General features: G+C 70.6%; 16 protein-coding genes, 5 tRNA genes and 1 pseudogene. 5 read left to right on the top strand and 17 right to left on the bottom strand.

Features of this window, described 5'->3' with window-relative positions; translation table 11 throughout:
- The first annotated feature begins 47 nt into the window (after window positions 1-47).
- Entirely contained in the window at window positions 48-233 is a 186-nt protein-coding gene (rpmB, locus tag ACFYXK_RS07040; protein ID WP_030298506.1) for a 50S ribosomal protein L28, read from the top strand.
- A gap of 152 nt (window positions 234-385) precedes the next feature.
- Here the strand turns inward: rpmB and thiD are convergent, their stop codons facing one another.
- Together thiD and ACFYXK_RS07030 are read right to left on the bottom strand one after the other, a co-directional pair.
- Complete coding sequence (thiD, locus tag ACFYXK_RS07035) at window positions 386-1,189, bottom strand: bifunctional hydroxymethylpyrimidine kinase/phosphomethylpyrimidine kinase (RefSeq protein WP_389410144.1); 804 nt, start codon at window positions 1,187-1,189, stop codon at window positions 386-388.
- Complete coding sequence (locus ACFYXK_RS07030) at window positions 1,186-2,169, bottom strand: thiamine-phosphate kinase (RefSeq protein ID WP_389410143.1); 984 nt, start codon at window positions 2,167-2,169, stop codon at window positions 1,186-1,188. Before ACFYXK_RS07030 ends, thiD begins: the two co-directional genes overlap by 4 nt.
- Window positions 2,170-2,413: 244 nt before the next feature.
- On the opposite strand from ACFYXK_RS07030, the gene ACFYXK_RS07025 reads away from it, so the two are divergent.
- Both ACFYXK_RS07025 and ACFYXK_RS07020 read left to right on the top strand, forming a co-directional pair.
- The gene (locus tag ACFYXK_RS07025) at window positions 2,414-2,647 is read left to right on the top strand and encodes an Lrp/AsnC ligand binding domain-containing protein (RefSeq protein WP_030298511.1); all 234 of its coding nucleotides are present in this window, start codon (window positions 2,414-2,416) and stop codon (window positions 2,645-2,647) included.
- Window positions 2,648-2,670: 23 nt separating this feature from the next.
- On the top strand, window positions 2,671-3,171 hold the full coding sequence (locus ACFYXK_RS07020) for a DUF3515 domain-containing protein (protein WP_383515505.1): 501 nt from the start codon (window positions 2,671-2,673) through the stop codon (window positions 3,169-3,171).
- A gap of 86 nt (window positions 3,172-3,257) precedes the next feature.
- Here ACFYXK_RS07020 and ACFYXK_RS07015 read toward each other — a convergent pair whose 3' ends face one another.
- The 3 genes from ACFYXK_RS07015 to ACFYXK_RS07005 are packed head-to-tail and all read right to left on the bottom strand — an operon-like array spanning window position 3,258 to window position 6,214.
- Window positions 3,258-4,415, bottom strand: a complete 1,158-nt coding sequence (locus ACFYXK_RS07015) for a D-alanine--D-alanine ligase family protein (RefSeq protein ID WP_389410142.1) — start codon at window positions 4,413-4,415, stop codon at window positions 3,258-3,260.
- Between the two features lie 39 nt (window positions 4,416-4,454).
- On the bottom strand, window positions 4,455-5,465 hold the full coding sequence (locus ACFYXK_RS07010; protein WP_389410141.1) for an NAD(P)H-dependent glycerol-3-phosphate dehydrogenase: 1,011 nt from the start codon (window positions 5,463-5,465) through the stop codon (window positions 4,455-4,457).
- Window positions 5,462-6,214 (bottom strand): lysophospholipid acyltransferase family protein, encoded by a 753-nt coding sequence (locus ACFYXK_RS07005; RefSeq protein ID WP_389410140.1) that lies wholly within the window; start codon window positions 6,212-6,214, stop codon window positions 5,462-5,464. The genes ACFYXK_RS07010 and ACFYXK_RS07005 overlap by 4 nt, the downstream gene beginning before the upstream one ends.
- A gap of 167 nt (window positions 6,215-6,381) precedes the next feature.
- Here ACFYXK_RS07005 and cofC point away from each other — a divergent pair.
- A pseudogene (gene cofC / locus ACFYXK_RS07000) lies at window positions 6,382-7,059 on the top strand (2-phospho-L-lactate guanylyltransferase); the annotation flags it as partial.
- Window positions 7,060-7,359: 300 nt separating this feature from the next.
- On the opposite strand, the gene ACFYXK_RS06995 reads toward cofC, so the two are convergent.
- The 4 genes from ACFYXK_RS06995 to leuC form a co-directional block, all read right to left on the bottom strand.
- Window positions 7,360-8,034, bottom strand: a complete 675-nt coding sequence (locus ACFYXK_RS06995; protein ID WP_383515343.1) for an HU family DNA-binding protein — start codon at window positions 8,032-8,034, stop codon at window positions 7,360-7,362.
- Between the two features lie 144 nt (window positions 8,035-8,178).
- A complete protein-coding gene (locus tag ACFYXK_RS06990; protein ID WP_008739877.1) occupies window positions 8,179-8,406 on the bottom strand; it encodes a hypothetical protein in 228 nt (75 codons plus the stop codon).
- Window positions 8,407-8,543: 137 nt separating this feature from the next.
- Window positions 8,544-9,137, bottom strand: coding sequence for a 3-isopropylmalate dehydratase small subunit (gene leuD / locus ACFYXK_RS06985; RefSeq protein WP_383515346.1), 594 nt, complete (start codon window positions 9,135-9,137; stop codon window positions 8,544-8,546).
- A 5-nt stretch (window positions 9,138-9,142) separates the two neighbouring features.
- Window positions 9,143-10,567, bottom strand: coding sequence for a 3-isopropylmalate dehydratase large subunit (leuC, locus tag ACFYXK_RS06980; protein ID WP_389410139.1), 1,425 nt, complete (start codon window positions 10,565-10,567; stop codon window positions 9,143-9,145).
- A 184-nt stretch (window positions 10,568-10,751) separates the two neighbouring features.
- On the opposite strand from leuC, the gene ndgR reads away from it, so the two are divergent.
- Window positions 10,752-11,468: an IclR family transcriptional regulator NdgR gene (ndgR, locus tag ACFYXK_RS06975; RefSeq protein ID WP_030304142.1), complete on the top strand. Its 717-nt coding sequence runs from the start codon at window positions 10,752-10,754 to the stop codon at window positions 11,466-11,468.
- Window positions 11,469-11,647: 179 nt separating this feature from the next.
- Here ndgR and ACFYXK_RS06970 read toward each other — a convergent pair.
- The 8 genes from ACFYXK_RS06970 to ACFYXK_RS06935 form a co-directional block, all read right to left on the bottom strand.
- Window positions 11,648-11,720, bottom strand: a tRNA-Glu gene (locus ACFYXK_RS06970).
- Window positions 11,721-11,735: 15 nt separating this feature from the next.
- Window positions 11,736-11,807: transfer RNA gene (locus ACFYXK_RS06965), tRNA-Gln, on the bottom strand.
- A gap of 21 nt (window positions 11,808-11,828) precedes the next feature.
- A tRNA-Glu gene (locus tag ACFYXK_RS06960) sits at window positions 11,829-11,901 on the bottom strand.
- Between the two features lie 64 nt (window positions 11,902-11,965).
- Window positions 11,966-12,038 (bottom strand) — tRNA-Glu (locus ACFYXK_RS06955).
- Between the two features lie 27 nt (window positions 12,039-12,065).
- Window positions 12,066-12,137 (bottom strand) — tRNA-Gln (locus tag ACFYXK_RS06950).
- An 86-nt stretch (window positions 12,138-12,223) separates the two neighbouring features.
- Complete coding sequence (locus ACFYXK_RS06945; protein ID WP_389410138.1) at window positions 12,224-12,952, bottom strand: HAD family hydrolase; 729 nt, start codon at window positions 12,950-12,952, stop codon at window positions 12,224-12,226.
- Between the two features lie 151 nt (window positions 12,953-13,103).
- Window positions 13,104-14,579 (bottom strand): glutamate--tRNA ligase, encoded by a 1,476-nt coding sequence (gene gltX / locus ACFYXK_RS06940; protein WP_389410137.1) that lies wholly within the window; start codon window positions 14,577-14,579, stop codon window positions 13,104-13,106.
- Window positions 14,572-15,360 carry a fumarylacetoacetate hydrolase family protein gene (locus ACFYXK_RS06935; protein WP_383515357.1) on the bottom strand — a complete coding sequence of 263 codons (789 nt, stop codon included), beginning with the start codon at window positions 15,358-15,360 and terminating at the stop codon, window positions 14,572-14,574. Before ACFYXK_RS06935 ends, gltX begins: the two co-directional genes overlap by 8 nt.
- Window positions 15,361-15,383 lie beyond the last annotated feature (23 nt).

The following is a 15,383-nucleotide window of genomic DNA, read 5'->3' as shown; positions in this document are numbered from 1 at the left end:
TGCGCCGGATTTCACTGTAAGTGCATCTGAAGTCTTTGGAGTGACCTGTGGCTGCCAACTGCGACGTTTGCGCCAAGGGGCCGAGCTTCGGCAACAACATCTCCCACTCGCACCGCCGCACCTCGCGTCGCTGGAACCCGAACATCCAGCGCGTTCGTGCCATGGTCAGTGGGACGCCGAAGCGCCTCAACGTCTGCACCTCGTGCATCAAGGCCGGCAAGGTCTCGCGCTGACGCCAACCGTCGTAGCGCAGCCCTTTCCGGTTGCCAAGAAGGCCGGTCCACCTGGTGGACCGGCCTTTTGCCTTGCCTGGACCGACCGGGCGGCAGAAGGCCCCCGCATCACGTGATGCGGGGGTCTTCTGCTGCGTGGGTCCGCGGTCCGCTCAGCGGTGCCACTGCCAGGCGTGGTCCACCGGGCCGATGCCGCCGCCGAGCGCGAAGCCGGCCGCGATGGCGCCGGTCACGTACTCCTTGGCCTCCATGACGGCCTGCGGCACGTCCTGGCCCTTGGCGAGCCCGGCGGCTATCGCACTGGCGAGGGTGCAGCCGGTTCCGTGGGTGTGCCGGTTGTCGTGGCGCGGCGCCCGCAGCCACAGCTGGGTCTCGCCGTCGGTCAGCAGGTCGGCGGCCTCGTTGCCGTGGGCCGCCAGGTGCCCGCCCTTGATCAGCGCCCACTCGGGTCCGTACGAGAGGACCGCGTCGGCGGCCCGCCGCATGTCGTCCTCGCTCTCCACCACCACGCCCGTGAGCTGCGCCACCTCGTCCAGGTTCGGCGTGGCCACGGTGGCCCGCGGCAGCAGTTCCTTGCGTACGGCGTCCAGCGCCGAGCCGGCGAGCAGCGCGTCGCCGTGCTTGGAGACCCCGACGGGGTCCACGACGGCGGGGGCGGAGGTGGCGGCGAGCAGCTCGGCCACCGTCTCCACCAGCGCGGCGGAGGCCAGCATCCCGGTCTTGACCGCCTGGACGCCGATGTCGTCCACGACGGCCCGGTACTGGGCCTCCACGGCCTCGGCGGGCAGCTCCCAGACTCCCAGGACCCCGAGGGAGTTCTGGGCGGTCACGGCGGTCACCACGCTCATCCCGTGCACACCGAGCGCCAGCATGGTCTTGAGGTCGGCCTGGATCCCGGCGCCACCGCCGGAGTCGGACCCGGCGACGGTCAGGCACAGCGGTGGCGCGTCGGTCATCTCGGGGTCTCCTCGGAGGACGGGTCTGAGCCGAAGTGGTCCCACCCGCCGGTGCTCGTCCAGGGGGCGCCGTCCACGGTCACCTGGGGCAGCGCGGACCGGTTCAGCACCTCCCCGATGACCTTCCAGCGGGCCGGCAGTTTCACGTCGGGCGGGAAGGTCGCCACGATGGCGTGATCTTCTCCCCCGGTGAGCACCCACTGCAAGGGGTCGACCCCGACGGCCTGCCCGATGTCGTGCATCTGGGTCGGGATGTCGACGGCCGCCGAGCGCAGGTCGATCCGTACCTTGCTGGCCTCGGCGATGTGCCCGAGGTCGGCGATCAGGCCGTCGCTGACGTCGGTCATGGCGGTGGCGCCGAGCCCGGCGGCCGCGGGGCCCGCGTGGTACGGGGGCTCGGGGCGCCGGTGCGCCTCGACGAAGGCCCGCGGGGAGCGGAAGCCGCGCGAGAGCACGGCGAATCCGGCCGCGGACCAGCCCAGCCAGCCCGTGACGGCCACGACGTCGCCGGGCTGGGCGCCGGAGCGCAGCACGGGCTCGTGGTTGCGCAGGTCGCCGAGGGCGGTGATGGCGACGGTGATGGTGTCCCCGCGGACGACGTCACCGCCGACCACGGCCGCGCCGGCGACCTGGCACTCGTCGCGGATGCCGTCCATCAGCTCGGTGGGCCAGGTGACCGGCAGCTCGGCCGGGACGACCAGGCCCAGCAGCAGTGCGGTCGGCACCGCGCCCATGGCGGCGATGTCGGCGAGGTTCTGTGCGGCGGCCTTGCGGCCGACGTCGTAGGCCGTGGACCAGTCGCGCCGGAAGTGCCTGCCCTCGAGCAGGATGTCGGTGCTCGCCACGACCCGCCGGTCGGGGGCCGACACGACCGCGGCGTCGTCGCCCGGTCCGAGCCGGACCGCCGGGGTGGTGGTGAGCCGTGAGGTGAGCTCCCGAATGAGCCCGAACTCCCCCAGCTCGCCCACAGTGCCCTTCATCGCTGTGCCCCTTCTTGCCCAGTCCGCTTGCGGTCGCGAGCCGTCACAGCTCTGGGTACCGTCAACAGATACGTCAACTTCTGCTCTCCGTACGCCCCGCTGTGCGTGGCGCCGTGCCCCCGGGTCTCCCCGTGGTGCTCGGCAACGCGGTACCGTGGCGTCCCTTCTTCCCCGGGCCCACCCGAATCCCTGGGCCCACCCGAAGGTTAGGGGAATCGATCCTCGTGGCCGCCCTGGAGGTTCCGTGGTACAGGCGTACATCCTTATCCAGACCGAGGTGGGCAAGGCGTCGTTCGTCGCCGAGTCCATCAGCCAGATCGCGGGGGTGATCCAGGCCGAGGACGTGACGGGCCCGTACGACGTGATCGTGCGCGCCCAGGCCGACACCGTGGACGAGCTCGGCCGCATGGTCGTCGCCAAGGTCCAGCAGGTGGAGGGGATCACCCGCACCCTGACCTGCCCGGTGGTCCATCTGTAGCCCCCGTCTACTCTTGGCCGGTGATGTCCTTCCACCGCCGGCCCCTGCGTCTGCCCGCCCTGCCCGTACTGGTCGCGGTACTGGCCCTTGCGGGCTGTACCCCGGGTGGTTCCGAAGCCCGGGTGGACCCGCCGCCCACGCCGCCCGCCGACGTCGCGGGGTTCTGTGCAGCACTGCACAAGGAGCTCCCGGAGACGGTGGCCGGCCTGGCGCGGGCCAAGGCAGCGCCGGAGTCGGATCTGACCGCCGCGTGGGGCGGCTCGGCGATCGTACTGCGGTGCGGTATCCCCAAGCCCCCCGAGATGACGGACGAAAAGCTGGGCGGCGTCGAGGTCGACGGCGTCCGGTGGCTGCTGAAGCCGGTCCCCGACAGCGCCGGCGGGGGGTTCCGGTTCATCACCGGGATGCGGCTGGCGTACACCGAGGTCCGGGTCGACAAGGAGCATGCCACGGATGCGGGCATGCTGGTCGGTCTGTCCGGCGTGGTGGCCAGGACCGTCCCCGAGGGCATCTCTTCGTATTGACGAGGGGCTGAACTCCCCCGCTTCGCACACCGACCGCCCGCCGGGAATCCCGGCGGGCGGTCGGTGTTTCGCGCGGGGTCCGCGCTCTAGCGCAGCCCGGTGGAGCGGGTCAGGGCCGCCTGGATCAGGCGGTCCACCAGCTCCGGGTACTCGACGCCCGACTCCTGCCACATCCGCGGGTACATGGAGATCGGGGTGAAGCCCGGCATGGTGTTGATCTCGTTGATGACGAAGGTGCCGTCCTCGGTGAGGAAGAAGTCGGCGCGCACCAGGCCCTCGCAGGAGGCGGCGTCGAACGCCTCGATCGCGAGCCGCTGCACCTCGGCGGTCTGCTCCGGGGTGAGCGGGGCGGGCACGATCCCGGAGGCGGAGTCGATGTACTTCGCCTCGAAGTCGTAGAAGTCGTGGCTGGAGACCGGCGGGATCTCGGCGGGCACGCTCGCGCGCGGCCCGTCCTCGAACTCCAGCACCCCGCACTCGATCTCGCGGCCGCGCAGCAGCGCCTCCACGATGATCTTCGGGTCGTGGCGCTGGGCCTCGCGGATCGCCTCGTCGAGGCCGGAGACGTCGTCGACCTTGGTGATGCCGATGGAGGAGCCGGCCCGGGCGGGCTTGATGAAGAGCGGCCAGCCGTGCTCGCCGGCGAAGTCCAGGATCCGCGCCTTGGCGGCGTCCCGGTCGGCTTCCCACTCGCGGGGGCGGACGGTCACGTACGGGCCGACGGGGAGGCCGAAGGAGGTGAAGACCCGCTTCATGTACTCCTTGTCCTGGCCGACGGCCGAGGCGAGGACGCCCGAGCCGACGTACGGGATGCCGGAGAGCTCCAGGAGGCCCTGCAGGGTGCCGTCCTCGCCGTACGGGCCGTGCAGCATCGGGAAGACGACGTCGACCTCGCCCAGGGCCTTGGGGACGGCTCCCGGCTCGGTGTAGACGACCTCGCGGTTGGCCGGGTCGACGGAGAGCACGACGGCGCCGTCCTCGGAGTCCGCGAGCTCCTCGACGCTCGGGAGCTTGCGGTCGGCGATGGCCATCCGTGCGGGCTCGTCGGCGGTCAGCGCCCACCGGCCGTCCGTGGTGATGCCGATCGGCAGCACCTCGTACTTGGACCGGTCGATGGAGCGCAGCACGGCGCCGGCCGTGACGACCGAGATGGCGTGTTCCGAGCTGCGGCCGCCGAACACGACGGCCACGCGGGGCTTGCGGCCCTGCTGCTCAGGGGTCTGGGGGAGGTTCTCGCTGCTCATATCGCCACGACGATACCCGCTCGGACGTCCGGAAAGGAGTCAGCGGCGTTCCGGTTTGGCGCTGCGCCCCATCAGTTCCTTCAGCGCGACCAGCGGCGGCTTGCCGTGGTGGACGATCTCGACGACGGTGTCGGTGATCGGCATGTCCACGCCGTGGCGGCGGGCCAGATCGGCCACCGACTCGCAGGACTTGACGCCCTCGGCGGTCTGCTTGGTGACCGCGATGGTCTCCTCGAGGGTCATTCCGCGGCCGAGGTTGGTGCCGAAGGTGTGGTTGCGGGAGAGCGGCGAGGAGCAGGTGGCGACGAGGTCGCCGAGGCCCGCGAGACCGGAGAAGGTGAGCGGGTCGGCGCCCATCGCCAGGCCCAGCCGGGTCGCTTCGGCCAGGCCGCGGGTGATGAGCGAGCCCTTGGTGTTGTCGCCCAGGCCCATGCCGTCCGCGATGCCGACGGCGAGGCCGATGACGTTCTTGACGGCGCCGCCCAGCTCGCAGCCGATGACGTCGGTGCTCGTGTACGGGCGGAAGTACGGGGTGTGGCAGGCCGCCTGGAGGCGCTGCGCGACGGCTTCGTCGGAGCAGGCGACGACGGCGGCCGCGGGCTGGCGGGCGGCGATCTCGCGGGCCAGGTTGGGGCCGGTGACGACGGCGACGCGCTCGGCGGGGACCTTGGCCACCTCCTCGATGACCTCGCTCATCCGCTTGGCGCTGCCGAGTTCGATGCCCTTCATCAGGGAGACGAGCACGGCGTCGGCGGGCAGCAGCGGGGCCCATTCGGCGAGGTTGCCGCGCAGGGTCTGGGAGGGGATGGCCAGGACCGCGAAATCGGCGCCGGCCGCGGCCTCGGCCGGGTCGGTGGTCGCGCGCATGTTCGCGGGGAGTTCGACGTCCGGGAAGTAGTCCGGGTTGGTCCGGCCGGTGTTGATGGCGTCGACGACCTCGCGGCGGCGGCCCCACAGGGTGACCTCGCAGCCTGCGTCGGCGAGCACCATGCCGAAGGCCGTGCCCCAGGAGCCGGTTCCGAAGACGGCTGCCTTCACGGGACGTGTCACTTCTGGTCCTCCCCCGCGGCCTTGCGCCGCTGTTCCGCCCTGGCCCTGCGATGGTCGTACGGCTGCTCGGGCGCCTTCTCGCCGCGCAGCTCCTCCAGCAGCTCCGTGATGGCTTCCATGATCGTCTCGGTGGCGGCCTTGAGCACCTCCGGGGTGGGCTCCCGGTCGTAGAACTCGGAGAGGTCCACGGGAGGTCCGGCGAGCACCTGGAGGGTCTTGCGCGGGAACAGCCGCACCTTGTCCTCCTTGGCGTAGGGCGGCATCGCGAGGTTCGCGCCCCACTGGGCCACCGGAATGACCGGCGCCTTGGTCATCAGCGCGACCCGGGCCGCGCCGGTCTTGCCGGCCATCGGCCACATGTCCGGATCGCGGGTGAGGGTGCCTTCCGGATAAAAGGCCACGCATTCGCCGCGCTCGATCGCGTCCACGGCGGCCCGGAATGCGTCCAGGGCGTTGGTGGTCTCGCGGTAGACCGGGATCTGGCCCGAGCCGTGCAGGATCGCGCCGACGACGGGGACCTTGAAGAGGGCCGCCTTCGCGAGCAATCGGGGCACCCGGCCGGTGTTGTACTGGAAGTGCGCGTAGGAGAGCGGGTCCAGATACGAGTTGTGATTGACGGCCGTGATAAACCCGCCGTCGGCCGGAATGTGATCCATTCCCCGCCAGTCCCGCTTGAAGAGCACCACCAGCGGCGGTTTTGCGATGACCGCCGCCAGGCGGTACCAGAAGCCGATTCTGCGGCGGGACACTCGGACACCTTCCTCTAGGACCGGTGCGCGGCTTTGGGCACCTCGTCGGCCGGACAAGTGTGGCCTCAGGTCCGGTCTCTGTCGAGAACACCGTACGCCCCGCTTGGAGCACCGGACCCCCCGGTCGACCGGGCAGCGGCGACAATGGGCCGACGCATGACCCGGCCATGACCCGGCCTTGGTCCACACATGTACGGACGTGCACCGGAGGGAAGGGGCCCGCCACGAACGCGGTCTGGAGTCTGGTGGTCCCGCTGAAGCCCCTGGCGGTGGCCAAGAGCCGTCTCGCGGCCGCCGTGGGCGCGTCCCGTCCCGGGCTCGCGCTGGCGTTCGCGCAGGACACCGTGGCGGGGGCGCTGGCCTGCGCGGCGGTCGCGGATGTGGTGGTCGTCACGGACGACGCGCTGGCGGGTGCGGAACTGGCCCGGCTCGGGGCGCGGATCGTGCCGGACACCCCGGCGGCCGGGCTCAACGCGGCGCTGGCCCACGGGGCGCGGGAGGTACGGGCGGTGCGGCCCGGGGCTGCGGTGGCCGCGATGAACGCGGATCTGCCCGCGCTGCGGCCGCCGGAATTGCTACGCGTGCTCGAAGCCGCATCCGCATTTCCCCGGGCATTTCTGGCGGATGCGGCGGGAATCGGCACGACCCTGCTTTCCGCGGCGCCGGACGTGGAATTGGCACCCTCGTTCGGGGGCCCGTCACGGGCCCGGCATTCGGCCTCGGGGGCTGCGGAAATAGCGCTCGCGGATGTGGAGAGCGTGCGCCGGGACGTGGACACGGCCGCGGATCTGCGGACGGCCCTCGTCCTCGGTGTGGGCCGTCACACGGCCCGATACAGTGCCGGTATGCAGGCGACCGCGTACACGTACGACTCCCAGACCCGCAGCGGCAGTGTGCTGCTGGACGACGGCACCCCGGTGCCCTTCGAGGCCCCGGCGTTCGACGCGGGCGGCCTGCGGCTGCTGCGCCCCGGGCAGCGGGTCCGGATCGAGACGGACGGCGAGGGCCCGGCGCTGCGGATCACCCTGATCACCCTGCAGACCTTCTGAGTCTCGGCCGTGCCGGCCTTCTGACCTGCACGGACAGCACCGCGGGCCGGCTTCCCCCGGGAGGGGAAACCGGCCCGGCGTGTGTGACTCGTGGCCTTACTTCTTGCGGGCCGTGGTCTTCTTCGCGGTGGTCTTGCGCGCCGTCGTCTTCTTGGCGGGCGCCGTGGTCTTCGCGGTGGCCTTCTTGGCCGCCGGAGCCGTCTTCTTGGCGGTGGCGGTGGTCTTCTTCGCCGTCGTCGCGGCCTTCTTGGCCGTGGCGGTGGTCTTCTTCGCCGTCGCCGTGGTCTTCTTCGCCGCGGCGGTCTTGGCGACCACCTTCTTGGCGGTGGCGACCTTCTTCGCGGTGGTCTTCTTGGCGACCGTGGTCTTCGCCGCCGCCTTCTTGGCGGTGGTGGCCTTCTTGGCCACGGCCTTCTTGACCGTCGCGGAAGCTCCGCCGGAGAGGCTGCCCTTGGGGGCCTTCTTCACCGACACCTCGCCGCCCTTGGGCAGCTTCTTGGTGCCCGCGACCAGGTCCTTGAACCCCTGGCCCGCGCGGAAGCGGGGAACCGAGGTCTTCTTGACCCGGACGCGCTCACCCGTCTGCGGGTTGCGGGCGTAGCGGGCCGGGCGGTCGACCTTCTCGAACGAGCCGAAGCCCGTGACCGAGACCCGGTCGCCCGCGACCACAGCGCGGACCATCGCGTCCAGTACCGCGTCGACAGCGTCCGCGGCCTGCTGGCGGCCGCCCAGCTTGTCGGCAATCGCTTCTACGAGCTGCGCCTTGTTCACGTCTTCCCCTTCGGAGACTTCGCCAGAACGAATGTGTTCAAGCTTATTTCGCACGTTAGGCGGATATATACCGCAAATCAAACACGAAACGGGCTAATCACCCTAGTGCCGCAACGGTGTAGGTCGTTACGGAGTTCCTTCGCATCAGTCGCCTTCAGGGAATCGACCCTCGTCGAGGTCCTTCATCAACCTGTCCAGGCGCCTTGCCGCATCGGCGAGATCGTGCTTCGCCGCGGCCGTGACGACCAACAGCTTCCGGGACAGCGCCATCCTTACGCCCTCCGGGACTTGCAGTGTGCGCACCCTTGTGTGTGCTTCTTTCAGCCGGTCCGCGACGAGTTCGTAGAGCTCAAGTTGACTGTCGCGTTCCATGCACAGATTGTGCCATCTGGGGCGAGTTGTCGCCTCACGGGGCCTCAACACACGGCTGTGCCCCCCGCCGGAAGGCGGGGGGCACAGTGTTGTCGATGTGATCACCCGAGGGCGAATAAGCGCTGATCAGGCAGGAATCAGGCCTGAATCGTGCGCGGCTTGAAGCTCGGCCGGGCGCTTTCGTAGGTGGCGATGTCCGCTTCGTTCTGAAGGGTGAGCGAGATGTCGTCCAGACCCTCCAGCAGACGCCAGCGGGCGTTGTCGTCGAGTTCGAACTCCGCCTCGATTCCCGCCGCGCGGACCTGGCGGGCGACCAGGTCGACCGTGACCTCGGCGGTCGGGTCGGCCTCGGTCAGCTCCCACAGCCGGTCGACGGTCTCCTGCGGCAGGACCACCGTCAGCAGACCGTTCTTCAGCGAGTTGCCGCGGAAGATGTCGGCGAAGCGGGAGGAGATGACCGTCTTGAACCCGAAGTTCTGCAGGGCCCAGACGGCGTGCTCGCGCGAGGAACCGGTGCCGAAGTCGGGGCCGGCGACCAGGACGGTCGCGCCCTGGCGCTCCGGGCGGTTCGTGACGAACTCGGGGTCCTTGCGCCAGGCCTCGAAGAGCCCGTCCTCGAACCCGTCGCGGGTGATCTTCTTCAGCCAGTGGGCCGGGATGATCTGGTCGGTGTCGACGTTGCTGCGGCGCAGCGGGACGGCCCGGCCGGTGTGGGTGGTGAAGGCTTCCATGGTTCTCAGACTCCGGCGGTCGCGTTGGCGTCGGACAGGTCGGCGGGCGAGGCCAGGTGGCCCAGTACCGCGGTGGCGGCGGCCACCTGCGGGGAGACCAGGTGGGTCCGCCCGCCCTTGCCCTGCCGGCCCTCGAAGTTGCGGTTGGAGGTGGACGCGGAGCGCTCACCGGGGGCCAGTTGGTCGGGGTTCATGCCCAGACACATCGAGCAGCCCGCGTGCCGCCATTCGGCGCCGGCTTCCTTGAAGACCTTGTCCAGGCCCTCCTCCACGGCCTGCAGGGCGACCCGGACCGAGCCCGGGACGACCAGCATCCGTACCCCGTCGGCGACTTTGCGGCCCTCGATGATGCCGGCGACGGCGCGCAGGTCCTCGATGCGGCCGTTGGTGCAGGAACCTACGAAGACGGTGTCGACCTTGATGTCGCGCAGCGGCTGCCCGGCCGTCAACCCCATGTACTCCAGGGCCTTTTCGGCGGCGTGGCGCTCCGAAGCGTCCTCGTACGAAGCCGGGTCGGGGACGTTCGCCGACAGGGGCGCGCCCTGGCCCGGGTTGGTGCCCCAGGTGACGAACGGGGACAGCGAGGCGCCGTCGATGACGACCTCGGCGTCGAAGACCGCGTCGTCGTCGGTGCGCAGGGTCTTCCAGTACGCGACCGCCGCGTCCCAGTCCGCGCCCCGGGGGGCGTGGTCGCGGCCCTCGAGGTAGTCGAAGGTGGTCCGGTCGGGGGCGATCATGCCCGCGCGGGCGCCGGCCTCGATCGACATGTTGCAGATGGTCATGCGCGCTTCCATCGAGAGCTTCTCGATGGCCTCGCCGCGGTATTCCAGGATGTAGCCCTGGCCGCCGCCGGTGCCGATCTTGGCGATGATCGCCAGGATCAGGTCCTTGGCGGTGACGCCCTCGGCCAGCTCGCCGGTGACGGTGATGGCCATCGTCTTCGGGCGGGCCAGCGGCAGCGTCTGGGTGGCCAGCACGTGCTCGACCTGGCTGGTGCCGATGCCGAAGGCCAGCGCGCCGAACGCGCCGTGCGTGGAGGTGTGGGAGTCGCCGCAGACCACGGTGGTGCCCGGCTGGGTCAGGCCCAGCTGGGGTCCCACGACGTGGACGACGCCCTGCTCGACGTCGCCCAGGGAGTGCAGGCGTACGCCGAACTCCGCGCAGTTCCTGCGCAGCGTCTCCAGCTGGGCCCGGGAGACCGGGTCCGCGATCGGCTTGTCGATGTCGATGGTGGGGGTGTTGTGGTCCTCGGTGGCGATGGTGAGGTCGAGCCGCCGGACCTTGCGGCCGGCCTGCCGCAGGCCCTCGAAGGCCTGGGGGCTGGTCACCTCGTGCAGCAGGTGCAGATCAATGAAGAGGAGGTCGGGCTCGCCCTCGGCGCGCCGGACGACATGGTCGTCCCAGACCTTCTCCGCGAGTGTCCTACCCATCGCTTTCCCTCCGGCCGGCCGGTTGTGCCGGCGCTTTATAGAGATCTGGTGCGCCTGACCGCCCGGACCCCACGCGCCGGACGGCGGCTCGGACCCAGTGGTTCGTGGACCCGCACATACAGACTCGCTGGTTCTTGGAAAAATTGAACTTGCGTTTCACAGTGTGAGACGCGAATATCGTTTCATGGACAACTCTAGCGGCGTCGGCGTTCTCGACAAGGCAGCTCTGGTACTGAGCGCACTGGAGTCCGGTCCGGCCACCCTCGCCGGGCTGGTCGCGGCGACAGGGCTCGCACGACCCACGGCACATCGCCTGGCCGTGGCACTGGAACACCACCGGATGGTGGCGAGGGACATGCAGGGCCGGTTCATCCTCGGTCCGCGGCTGGCGGAGCTCGCCGCCGCGGCCGGCGAGGACCGCCTGCTGGCCACGGCGGGACCGGTACTGACCCACCTCCGTGACGTGACGGGCGAGAGCGCGCAGCTCTACCGGCGTCAGGGCGACATGCGCATCTGCGTGGCGGCCGCGGAGCGGCTGTCGGGCCTTCGGGACACCGTCCCGGTGGGCTCCACGCTCCCGATGAAGGCCGGCTCGGCCGCGCAGATCCTGATGGCCTGGGAGGAGCCCGAGCGGCTCCACCGCGGGCTGCAGGGCGCGCGCTTCACGGCGACGGCCCTGTCGGGCGTACGGCGCCGCGGGTGGGCCCAGTCGATCGGCGAGCGGGAGCCCGGCGTGGCGTCGGTCTCGGCGCCGGTGCGCGGGCCGTCGAACCGCGTGGTGGCCGCCGTGTCGGTCTCCGGGCCGATCGAGCGCCTGACCCGCCACCCGGGCCGGATGCACGCCCAGGCCGTCATCGACGCGGCCGCCCGGCTGACGGAGGCCCTGCGCCGCTCCGGCTGACGGCTTCCCGGCCGCAGGCCTCTCCCCCATCCCCCGGGCCCGGGGGCGCGTACGACGCCGCACACGTCCGAACACGCGCCTCCGGGCCCGCACTTGTGCGGGCCCGCACGGGGGCCCGAGTGCGTTCGGGAACAGCGAAGAGGCCCTCCGCGACGAACGCGGAGGGCCTCTTCCGTGCGTACCCCCGACCGGATTCGAACCGGCGCTACCGCCTTGAGAGGGCGGCGTGCTAGGCCGCTACACAACGGGGGCTTGCTCTGTACTGCGCTGGGCTACCAGGACTCGAACCTAGAACAAAGGAACCAGAAACCTTCGTGTTGCCAATTACACCATAGCCCAATGTGGTCTATACCAGACCAGTACCCCCGACCGGATTCGAACCGGCGCTACCGCCTTGAGAGGGCGGCGTGCTAGGCCGCTACACAACGGGGGCCCTAGCGATCCTGCATCAAGACGTCCGGGAGCTACCCAAATGGAGATCTTGCGGGAAGGATCTGTACCCCCGACCGGATTCGAACCGGCGCTACCGCCTTGAGAGGGCGGCGTGCTAGGCCGCTACACAACGGGGGCAAAGCACTGCGTTACTGCTGCACTGCGCTGGGGTACCAGGACTCGAACCTAGAATAAGGGAACCAGAAACCCTCGTGTTGCCAATTACACTATACCCCACCGAAAGTCAACCCCCTGGGGGGATTTTCTTTCGAGTGGCGCCTCCGTCCGGCCTTTCGGCCCGCTCCGGCGGCGCAGAAAGAACATTACCGGATGCCTGACCGTGCTCCAAAACGGGTATCCGAGGCCAGCAGCTCCGGGAGCTGGGCGAGCCCGGCGATCCGGTGCACGCCGTCGGGGCCCGGCCCGCGCCCGCCGTCGCGGTCGAGCCAGACCGCGGTCAGTCCGGCGTCGCGGGCGCCGCGCGCATCGATCTCCGGCTGGTCCCCCACGTACGCCACGTCGCCCGGCGGCAGCGCGAGCGCCTCGCAGGCCGCCAGGAAGGCCTCCGCCTCCGGCTTGCTGACGCCCAGTTCCGCGGCGCACACGAGCACCTCGAAGCGCTCGCGCAGTCCGAGGTGGCGCAGCTTGGGGTCCTGGTTGACGGTGGAGGAGTTGGAGAGCACCCCGTGCCGGTAGTCGCCCGCGAGGGCGTCCAGTACGGGCAGCACGTCGGGGAACAGTCGCCAGGCGGCCTTGTAGTGCTCGACGTACCGGTCGAACCAGCCGTCGGCCTCGGCGGCGCTCAATCCGGGCTCCCCGAGGAAGTCCCGCACCCGGTCCCGGCGCTGTTCCTGGAAGCCCACCTCCCCGGCCGCGAAGCGGTCCCAGTGGCGGGTGGTGATCTCCCGCCACAGGGCGAGCGCCTGCGCGGGGGTCCCGTACCGCTGCGCGATGCCCTCCTCGGCGAGGCGGCGCGCGAGGCCGGCGCTGTCCGCCCCGGTGTAGTCGAACAGGGTGTCGTCGATGTCCCACAGCACGGCGCGGATCGGCATACCTCCGACGCTACGACATCGCCGGGCTCCGCCCCCGGGGTTTGCCGATGTCGGCTCCCCGAATCCCGGTCGGCGCCCCGCAAACGCCTCGGGGGGCGGCGGCCGGGGGGATTCCCCGGCCGCCGCCCCCCGAGGGGACGTGCGGGCCCGGCTACGCGGCGAGCTTGGCCAGGGCCGCGTCGATGCGGGACAGCGAGCGCTCCTTGCCGAGGATCTGGAGGGACTCGAAGAGCGGCAGGCCGACCGTGCGGCCGGTGACGGCCACGCGGACCGGGGCCTGCGCCTTGCCGAGCTTGAGGCCGTGGGCCTCGCCGGCGGTCAGGACGGCCTGCTTGAGGGACTCGGGGTCGCTCCAGTCGGCGGTGTCCAGGTTGGCGCGGGCGGTGGTCAGCAGGGCCGCGGGCTCGCCCTTCATCGCCTTGTCCCACGAGGCCTGGTCCTCGACCGGCTCCTTGCGGAACAGGAAGTCGACGTTGGCGGTGATGTCCGACAGGACGGTCACGCGGGTCTGGGCGTACGGCGCGATGGCCGCCCAGGCCTCGGCGTCGAAGTCCTCGGGCGCCCAGTTGGCGTGCGGGGCCCGGAGCCACGGGGTGCAGGCGTCCGCGAAGGCCTTCGGGTCCAGCAGCCGGATGTGGTCGGCGTTGATGGCCTCGGCCTTCTTGAGGTCGAAGCGCGCCGGGTTGGCGTTCACGCCGTCGATGTCGAACTTCGCCACCATCTCCTCGATCGAGAAGACGTCCTGGTCCTTGGAGAAGGACCAGCCGAGGAGCGAGAGGTAGTTCAGCAGGCCCTCGGGGAGGAAGCCGCGCTCGCGGTACAGGTTGAGCGAGCTCTCCGGGTCGCGCTTGGAGAGCTTCTTGTTGCCCTCGCCCATCACGTACGGCAGGTGGCCGAACTGCGGGACGTCCGTGGCGACGCCGATCTCCGTCAGCGCCTTGTACAGCGCGATCTGGCGCGGGGTGGAGGACAGCAGGTCCTCGCCGCGGAGCACGTGCGTGATCTGCATCAGCGCGTCGTCGACCGGGTTGACCAGCGTGTACAGCGGCGCGCCGTTGGCCCGCAGGATGCCGAAGTCCGGCACGTTCTCCGGGGTGAAGGTCAGCTCGCCGCGGACCAGGTCGGTGAAGGTGATCGGCTCGTCGGGCATCCGGAAGCGGACGATCGAGGAGCGGTGCTCGCCCTGGTAGGCCTCCAGCTGCACCTGGGTCAGCTCGCGGCAGTGGCCGTCGTAGCCGGAGGGCTTGCCGGCGGCGCGGGCGGCGGCGCGGCGCGCGTCCAGCTCCTCGGTGGTGCAGTAGCAGTCGTAGGCGTAGCCGCCGTCGCGCAGGCGCTGGGCGACGTCCGCGTAGATGTCCATGCGCTCGGACTGGCGGTACGGGGCGTGCGGGCCGCCGACCTCGGGGCCCTCGTCCCAGGTGAAGCCGAGCCAGCGCAGCGAGTCGAGCAGCTGCTCGTACGACTCCTCGGAGTCGCGCGCCGCGTCGGTGTCCTCGATGCGGAAGACGAACGTACCGCCGTGGTGGCGGGCGAACGCCCAGTTGAAGAGGGCGGTCCGGACCAGGCCCACGTGGGGGTTGCCGGTCGGGGAGGGACAGAAACGGACGCGGTAGTTCGCGTTAGCCACGCTTGATCACCTTGTTGGTGAGAGTGCCGATGCCTTCGATGGTGACGGCGACCTCGTCGCCGACGTTGAGGGGGCCGACTCCGGCCGGGGTCCCCGTGAGGATGACGTCGCCGGGGAGCAGCGTCATGGCCTCGGTGATGTGGACGATCAGGTCCTCGATGGAGCGGACCATGTCGCTGGTGCGGCCGAGCTGGCGCTGTTCGCCGTTGACGGTGCACTGGATGGTCAGGTCGCTCGGGTCGAGCTCGGTCTCGATCCAGGGGCCGAGGGGGCAGGAGCTGTCGAAGCCCTTGGCCCGGGCCCACTGCTTCTCGCGCTGCTGGACGTCGCGCGCGGTGACGTCGTTGGCACAGGTGTAGCCGAGGATCACGTCCTTGACGCGCTCCTTCGGGACCTCTCGGCACATGCGGCCGATGACCACGGCGAGCTCCGCCTCGTGGTGGAGGTCCTGGGAGAAGGAGGGGTACGTGATCGGGTCACCCGGGCCGACCACCGAGGTGGAGGGCTTGAAGAAGGTGATCGGGACGTCCGGGACCTGGTTTCCGAGCTCTGCCGCGTGCTCCGCGTAGTTGCGGCCGATGGCCACGACCTTGTTCGGGAGCACGGGCGGCAGCAGCCGGACCTTGCTCAGCGGGACCTTCGTGCCCGAGAGCTCGAAGTCCGCGAACGGAATGCCCTTGATGATGTCGAGGACGAGCTCACCCTCGGCGCCGGGGGCAGTGCTGCCCTCGACCGCGCCGAACGCGACATTGCCGTCGATGGAGAACCTGGCGATGCGCACGTGTTGCGCCTGCCCCTCTGTAT

The sequence above is a fragment of the Streptomyces sp. NPDC002209 genome (genome assembly GCF_042890265.1).
Classification (GTDB): domain Bacteria; phylum Actinomycetota; class Actinomycetes; order Streptomycetales; family Streptomycetaceae; genus Streptomyces.
Note: the sequence above shows the minus strand (reverse complement) of the source record. Positions and strands in the feature narration are given on the sequence as shown.

Excerpts from the sequence above, each read along its gene's own strand:
- thiD (WP_389410144.1), bottom strand. The coding sequence starts at position 1,189 with ATGACCGACGCGCCACCGCTGTGCCTGACCGTCGCCGGGTCCGACTCC.
- ACFYXK_RS07030 (WP_389410143.1), bottom strand. The coding sequence starts at position 2,169 with ATGAAGGGCACTGTGGGCGAGCTGGGGGAGTTCGGGCTCATTCGGGAG.
- ACFYXK_RS07020 (WP_383515505.1), top strand. The coding sequence starts at position 2,671 with ATGTCCTTCCACCGCCGGCCCCTGCGTCTGCCCGCCCTGCCCGTACTG.
- ACFYXK_RS07015 (WP_389410142.1), bottom strand. The coding sequence starts at position 4,415 with ATGAGCAGCGAGAACCTCCCCCAGACCCCTGAGCAGCAGGGCCGCAAG.
- ACFYXK_RS06990 (WP_008739877.1), bottom strand. The coding sequence starts at position 8,406 with ATGGAACGCGACAGTCAACTTGAGCTCTACGAACTCGTCGCGGACCGG.
- leuD (WP_383515346.1), bottom strand. The coding sequence starts at position 9,137 with ATGGAAGCCTTCACCACCCACACCGGCCGGGCCGTCCCGCTGCGCCGC.
- leuC (WP_389410139.1), bottom strand. The coding sequence starts at position 10,567 with ATGGGTAGGACACTCGCGGAGAAGGTCTGGGACGACCATGTCGTCCGG.
- ndgR (WP_030304142.1), top strand. The coding sequence starts at position 10,752 with ATGGACAACTCTAGCGGCGTCGGCGTTCTCGACAAGGCAGCTCTGGTA.
- ACFYXK_RS06945 (WP_389410138.1), bottom strand. The coding sequence starts at position 12,952 with ATGCCGATCCGCGCCGTGCTGTGGGACATCGACGACACCCTGTTCGAC.